Consider the following 6,707-nt stretch of genomic DNA (forward strand, 5'->3'; position numbering starts at 1 on the left):
GTGTGAACCGCCCCCGCCCCGACGTGGCCGGACGGGAAGCTGGAGGTGGGCGGCGCGCCGCCCACCTCCAGCTTCCCGTCCGGCCACGTCGGCGCCTCGGTGGCCCTGTACGGCGGGCTGGCCACGCTGGTGTGGAACCGCGTCCGCGGCCCGTGGCGTTACGTCGCGGCGGCGGTTCTCGTGCTGGTCCCGCCGGTGGTCGGGCTGTCCCGGATGTACCGGGGCATGCACCACCCCTCCGACGTGGCGGGCGGCCTGGTCAACGGCGTTGCCACTCTGCTCGTCATGGGCTCGGTGTTCCTGTCCGGCCGCACCCGCGACACGGCGGGCACTCGCGACACGGCGAGCACTCGCGAAACCGAGGGCACTCACGAGACGGCGGGCGCCCGCGACACGGCGGACACTCGCGACAGGGAGGGCGCCCGCGACCCGGTAGGCGGTCCGCACGCGGTGCTCCCCGCCGTCCCCGTCCCGGCCGCCCGTGGCGCAGTCCGCAAAGACAGGCCTGTCAACGGGACTACTGCCGGGACCGCCGAAGGGCGCTCAGGCCGCCGGGCGGTCGTGGTCCGCCACCCCCACGGCTGCGGCGACGACCTGGCCGAGCGGGTGCGCCTCCGCCTCCACCGCCACGGGTACACCGACCAACGGTGGACCTCCACCTCCGTCGAACAAGCCTGCGGGGCCCTGCCCGAGGAGTGCGCGGAGCCCGGAGTCGACCTGGTCGTCGTCTGCGGCGGGGACGGCACGGTGCGCGCCTGCGCCGACGTGGTGGCCGGCACCGGCACCCCGCTGGCGCTCGTACCCTGCGGGACGGGCAACCTCCTCGCCCGCAACCTGGACCTCCCCCCGGATCCGCTCGCCGCCCTCGAAACGGCCCTCGGCGGCGGCGTCTTCCCGATCGACGTGGGACGGGTGTGGGGCGACGGCCTCCCCTCGACGCGGTTCACCGTGATGACCGGGGCCGGATTCGACGCCGCGACGGTCCGCGACGCCTCGCCCGCGCTCAAGGCCCGCCTCGGCTGGGCCGCCTACGTACTGTCGGCCGCCCGCCACCTGGGAGACCCGGGCATGCGCCTGTCCCTCCGGGTGGACGGGGGCCGGGCCCGTCGACGCCGGGCGCGGATGGTCGTCGTCGGCAACGTCGGCGCGCTCCAGGGCGGACTCGAACTCCTGCCCCGGGCACGGCCGGACAGCGGACGGCTGGAGGTCGTGCTGTTCGACCCCCGCGGCGCGGCGGGCTGGCTCGCCGCGGCCGGACACCTGGCCTCCCGGCTCGTCCGGCCGGGTGCCCGCGCGCCGGAGGCGTCGCCCCACGCGTCGACCGGAGGCCGGACCGTCGCCGGAGGAGCCCTGGAGTACTTCAGCGCCCGCCGGATCGAGATCCGCTTCGCCGGCGCACAGGCCCGTGAGGTCGACGGCGACACCATGACGGAAGGCTCCCTCCTGTTCGCCGAGGTGGAACCGGGCACCCTGCAGATCTTTCTCCCCAGAGCCCCGGGAGCCACTTCGCACCCCGCTCCACCGAACCCGTCCCGGCGCGCCGGGACCACACACAGTCAGGAAGCCGATGGGAACCGCGAGCCGAGTGCCACAGAGACGTGACGTGGTGGGCGAGGAACTGTCCGCGGACGAGGCATGGTCCGCCCTGCGCCGCTACGGAGGCTGGAGCCTGGTCCGGGACTCCTTCGTGCGCTTTCGCTACGCGGACGGCTTCAGCCACTCCCGCGCCCTCGCCCTGCAGACCGTCCTGTCCATCGTGCCCCTGGCCATCGCCGCCATCGGCCTGTCCAGCGTCCTGCACACCGAGGGCATCGGCCGCGTGGCCGAGCTGACGATCGGACGCATCACCAGCGGCCCCAGCCGGGAGGTGGTCGACGAGGCCCTGCGCGAGAGCCGCCGCCACGCCGGCGACGGCGGCCAGGCCGCCCTCTGGCTGGGCCTGCTCTTCTCCCTCGTCAACGTCACCACGAGCCTGTGCCAGGTCGAGCGCGGTGCCAACCGCATCTACGGCAACGAACGCGACCGGCCCTTCCTGCGCAAGTACGCCCGCGGGCTCGTCATGGCGGCCCTCGCGGGTCTTCCGCTGGGGCTCAGCTTCGTCCTCACCGTCCTCGGCGCCGACCTCATCCACGCCTTCGCCGAGGTCTACCAGCTCGGGCCGACCGGCATCCGCGCCTGCGACGTCCTGCGCTGGCCGGTCGGGATCCTGCTGGCCGTGCTGGCCACCAGCGCGATCTTCCGCCTCTCACCGCGCCGTGACCAGCCGGGTTACACCTGGCTCGCCTTCGGCGCCGTCGTCTACCTGGGACTGTGGATCACGGCGACGTGGGCATTGAGCCTGTACGTCGGCGCCAGCAGCACCTTCACCAGCGTGTACGGGCCCCTGAGCGCCCTGGTGTCGCTGTTGCTGTGGTCCTACCTGACCTCCCTGGCCCTGTTCCTCGGCCTCTCCTTCGCCGCCCAGCTGGAAGCCGTACGAGCCGGCGTGCGCCAACCGGTCGTACGGGACCCCGGAGTCTGACGCCCCCACCGCACCGCCGCCCGAACGATCCCGACCGAAAGCCGCGTACCCATGGCACAGCACCCGACCCGCTCCCGACGCCGCACAGCCCGCGCGATCTTGTCCGGCTCTTCCGGGCCGGATACGGCCTTCGGGACGAGACTCCTGCTGACGGTGACGGCGACGACCGCCGTGACCGTGCCGTTCGTACTGGCCCTCGTGCTCGTCGAATCCCGGTGGCCCCCGCTCCACCGCCTCGACCGGGACACGGCCGAACGGCTCCACAGCGCCGCCCTCGAAGACCCGGTCAGGGTGCGGGTCCTGGGCTTCCTCACGGACGTGGTGTGGGACCCGGTGACCATGCGGCTCCTGGTGGCCGCCCTGGTGGTGTGGCTCCTGAGGCGTCGCGCGTGGCGCCTGGCGGCCTGGGCCGCCGTCACCGAGACGGCCGGCGCCCTCGTGGGGTTCCTCACGAAGAACGTGGTGGAACGCGCGCGCCCGCACCTGCCCGACCCCGTCGCCCACGCGCCAGGGTTCTCCTTCCCCTCCGGGCACGCCATGACCGCCCTGGTGTCCTGTGCGGTGCTCCTCCTGGTCCTGCTCCCACTGGTGCCGCCCGCCTGGCGGCCCCTGCCCTGGGCGCTGGCGGTGACGAGCGTGCTCGGTGTCGGCTACACGCGCGTCGCGCTCGGCGTGCACTGGGTGAGCGACGTCGTCGGGGGCTGGCTCCTCGGGCTCGTCGTGGTCACGGCCACGACGCTCGTCTTCGAGGCCTGGCGGGCCGACATCGGACGCCGCCGGACCGGCCTCGGGGAGGGGCTGGAGCCGGAGATCTCCGGGCCCGAACCCGAGCCGACCCTCGGGACGCCCGTGCGGCGCGGGCCCATGGACAAGCCGACCGGGTGACCGCGCGTGCGAACTCACGCCACCGCGCGGGAAGCGGGAACGGGCCGTCAGGCTTCGGGGGACTCGCCGGCGTCGGGCCTGAAGTGACTCCGCCCGGTGGCGTGCGGGGCGGGTGTCACCCGGGGATGGAAGCAGGCGGTGATCGTCTTGCCGCCGTGGAAGGAATGGGCGTCCCAGGCATCGGCGAGGGCGTCGATGATGGCGAGTCCCCGTCCGGACGTCGCCTCGCGCGAGGGGTCGCGCGGGGCCGGCAGGCACGGATCGCTGTCGGCGACGCTCACGTGCAGGCACCGGCCGTCCCAGGTGAGCACCAGCCCGGCGCTGCTGTGTGCGTGGACGTGGGCGTTGGTGACGAGCTCCGACACCGTCAGCAGGACCGAGTGGGCCGTGTCGGGTGCGTCCGTCGTCCACTGCAGGGAGTCCAGGTGCGCCGCGGTCCACCGGCGGGCCTCGCGCACCCCTCGGTGTACCGGGAAGGACGTGGCCCACCCCTTGGCGCGCATGGACACCGCGTTCACCTCGCTTGCGCTCTCGTGTGACGACGGACCGGCCCGGACGGGCCGGTCCGCGGGACGCCTATCAGAACCGGCCCGCCCGGTGCCGGGCACGGTGCCCGCCCTTGCGGTGGACGAGCAGCAGGGCCAACGCCATGGGCGCGATCAGCAGGACCATCGTCGTCATGGAAGCGCTCCTTCCCTCGTAGTCCGTCCCTCTTGAGCGTGTGGCCGCTACGAGGCCTCCGAAACCCCCGGGTTGTTCCGCCCCGGCTCCGTCTCCCCGGAAATCCCGTGAGCGGCGAGCGAGCCGGTCACGGTGTCGGCCATGGCACGGGCCATGCGCTGGTGGAAGCGCCACAGGAAGGGATCACGGGGACCGGGTGCGCCGAAGTAGCCCTGCGGGGTCACCCTGCGCGCGTGCTCGCCCCCCTTGCGCCACTCGGCCAGGTCCGCCGGCCCGAGGCCCGTCGGCTGAAGTCGGCTCATGGCGTCGTGGTCGACGAGCTCGGGGAACCAGCGCATCATCAGCGCGCACTCGATCTCTTCGGCGTGGACGCCCAGTTCACCGGTCAGTTCCAGGCCCTCGAACAGCGGCTGCATGGCGAACGTGGCCAGAGCGGGTGTCTCCGCCGCCTCGCCCAGGCGGTCGGCGATGAAGTCGGGCTCGATGAGGACCACTCCCGTGCTGCCCTCCTCATGCCGGCGCGTGACGACGTCGAGGAGCATCCGGTTGTGGGCGATGTCGCCCTGATGGTTGATCACGAAGATGTGCTGGAACCCGTCCGTGGCGAGGGATTCCATGATGTCGAAGTGCAGCGCGGCCGCGGTCTCGGGGCGCGTGCGGAAGGTCCCGGCGAAGGCACCGGAAACCTGGTTGATCCCCCAGAACACGGGCGGCGCGATCAGCGCCGGCACCCCGTTCCGGTCGAGCTCGTCCTTCACCATCCGGCACAACTGGTACGCGCCGTACGCGTCGGTGCCCAGCGGCAGGTGGGGGCCGTGCTGCTCGATGACGCCGGTGGGCAGCAGGACGCACGCGCCGGCGGCAGCCGCCGCCTCCACCTGCGGGTACGTGAGGTCGGCCATGGTCCCTGCGAAGACCGAGTATCCGCTGTGCATGCATTTCCCCCATAAGTGGTGTCATGACCGGCCTGGTCACCGATCATGATCATTTTTGCCGGGACGCGCAGCCGCCCACGAGCGGCACCTGCGCCGGAAAACACACCCGCGCCTTGTGGGGAGATCACAAACGGCCCCCGCGGGAGGGAGACGGTGTGGGCGGCCGCCAGGGCGGGACGGGGGAGGCCGTAGGGTTCCGCCTCGTGCACCCACTCGAAATATCCGACCTGATCACGGCGGTGGACCCCCGCACCGGCCACCGGCTCCCCATCCAGCGCGCCGAGGTGATCCGCCGACTCCGCGAGAGCGGTGACGAACGCGCCGCGAGGATCGTGGCCGGGCTGCCCGCAGGCCGGGACGGCGTCCTGGACCCCGATGCCGTGGACCGCCTCCTGATCAGCGTGCACACCGAGCTCCAGCGGCTGAGTGAGGAGCTCCGGATCGGCGAACGCCTCGTCCAGCTCCTCGGCCCGCTCTTCACCGCGATACGGGAGACCGACGGCCGGCAGGGCGGCCCGTACCGGCTGGTCGATGTCGGCTGCGGCCTGGGCTACCTCGTCCGCTGGCTGGCGGCCACCGACGCCCTGGGCGCGGACGTCGAGCTGGTCGGCGTCGACCTCGATGCTGCCCTGGTCGGTGAAGCCGACCACCTCGCCCGCGCGGAGGGGCTGAACTGCCGCTTCGTCCACGGCAACGCCTTCGACCTGCCGCAGGCGGCCACCGTCTACGTCTCCACCGGCGTGCTGCATCACTTCCGCGGCCCCGCCCTGGCCGAATTCTTCCAGACCCAGGCCGCCTCACCGGCGCAGGCCTTCTGCCACTTCGACATCGCCGCCACCCGCCTGGCACCCATCGGAGCCTGGATCTTCCACCGCGCCCGCATGCGCCACCCGCTCGGCCGCCACGACGGCGTCGTCTCCGCGCAGCGCGCACACAGCGACGAAACCCTGCTGTCGGCCGCCGCCGCACCCGGCATCCGACCCCTGCTGTACGAGCCGCGTGGCGCGGCGAACCCGTTCTGCACCACCCTGCGCCCGGTCGTCGGAGTGCGCCCGCACCTGGAGGCACCGCTACGCCGGGCACTGGGACGCTCCGCACGCCGCCTGGTCGGCCCCGAGCACCTCACCGAGGCCACGCGATGACGTCCACCCCGCCCCTCGTACCCCTGGCACTGCTTCTCCTGGGCCTGCTCGACGCGACGTTCAGCGGCTTCCGGGCCTACGCCGGCCGCGACGCCCGCATCCGCAAACACCGGGCCACCGCCCGGGCCGCCCTGCGCGGGCTGGCCCTCGGCGCCGTCCTGCTGCTCGCCCCCGCACTGACCGCCGCCGGTCTGCTGCTGACCGCGTCTGACCGGTCCCGGACCTACCACACCCTGACCAGCGGAGGCCTCGGCTACCTGCTCCCGCTCACCGCCTACGCCACCGCCGTGCTGCTCTCCCTCGCCGCATACTTCCTGCTGCCGTTCCGCGCCAGCACCCTCGCCATGGTCATCGGCCTCGGCCCGCTGACCCTGCTGCGCCCGCTCGCGGTGGCCGTCGCCTGCCTCGGCGCGTTCCTGGGCGGCGGATGGCCCGCCCTGCTGGTCGGCGCGATCGCGGGCGCCGCCGTCCTCGGCGTGGAACCCGCGGTGCACCGGCGCTGGTACCGGCACGTGCTGTGACACCCGGACGGCCCCCGGCCCC

General features: G+C 73.4%; 7 protein-coding genes. 5 read left to right on the forward strand and 2 right to left on the reverse strand.

Translation table 11 applies throughout. From position 1 onward, the window contains the following. The first annotated feature begins 45 nt into the window (after positions 1-45). The 3 genes from PV721_RS39455 to PV721_RS39465 are packed head-to-tail and all read left to right on the forward strand — an operon-like array spanning position 46 to position 3,406. On the forward strand, positions 46-1,602 hold the full coding sequence (locus PV721_RS39455; RefSeq protein WP_319733092.1) for a bifunctional phosphatase PAP2/diacylglycerol kinase family protein: 1,557 nt from the start codon (positions 46-48) through the stop codon (positions 1,600-1,602). Continuing rightward, positions 1,568-2,521 (forward strand): YihY/virulence factor BrkB family protein, encoded by a 954-nt coding sequence (locus PV721_RS39460; RefSeq protein ID WP_319733094.1) that lies wholly within the window; start codon positions 1,568-1,570, stop codon positions 2,519-2,521. Before PV721_RS39455 ends, PV721_RS39460 begins: the two co-directional genes overlap by 35 nt. A 51-nt stretch (positions 2,522-2,572) precedes the next feature. Further along, the gene (locus PV721_RS39465; RefSeq protein WP_416371277.1) at positions 2,573-3,406 is read left to right on the forward strand and encodes a phosphatase PAP2 family protein; all 834 of its coding nucleotides are present in this window, start codon (positions 2,573-2,575) and stop codon (positions 3,404-3,406) included. A gap of 47 nt (positions 3,407-3,453) precedes the next feature. Here the strand turns inward: PV721_RS39465 and PV721_RS39470 are convergent, their stop codons facing one another. Then, positions 3,454-3,909, reverse strand: a complete 456-nt coding sequence (locus PV721_RS39470; protein WP_319733096.1) for an ATP-binding protein — start codon at positions 3,907-3,909, stop codon at positions 3,454-3,456. Between the two features lie 225 nt (positions 3,910-4,134). After that, entirely contained in the window at positions 4,135-5,022 is an 888-nt protein-coding gene (locus PV721_RS39475; RefSeq protein ID WP_319733098.1) for a creatininase family protein, read from the reverse strand. Between the two features lie 203 nt (positions 5,023-5,225). On the opposite strand from PV721_RS39475, the gene PV721_RS39480 reads away from it, so the two are divergent. Then, positions 5,226-6,164: a class I SAM-dependent methyltransferase gene (locus PV721_RS39480; protein WP_319733100.1), complete on the forward strand. Its 939-nt coding sequence runs from the start codon at positions 5,226-5,228 to the stop codon at positions 6,162-6,164. Next, the gene (locus PV721_RS39485; protein WP_319733102.1) at positions 6,161-6,685 is read left to right on the forward strand and encodes a hypothetical protein; all 525 of its coding nucleotides are present in this window, start codon (positions 6,161-6,163) and stop codon (positions 6,683-6,685) included. Before PV721_RS39480 ends, PV721_RS39485 begins: the two co-directional genes overlap by 4 nt. The last annotated feature ends 22 nt before the right edge of the window (positions 6,686-6,707 follow it).

This window comes from Streptomyces sp. MB09-01, assembly GCF_033794505.1.
In the GTDB taxonomy this organism is placed as follows: Bacteria; Actinomycetota; Actinomycetes; order Streptomycetales; family Streptomycetaceae; genus Streptomyces.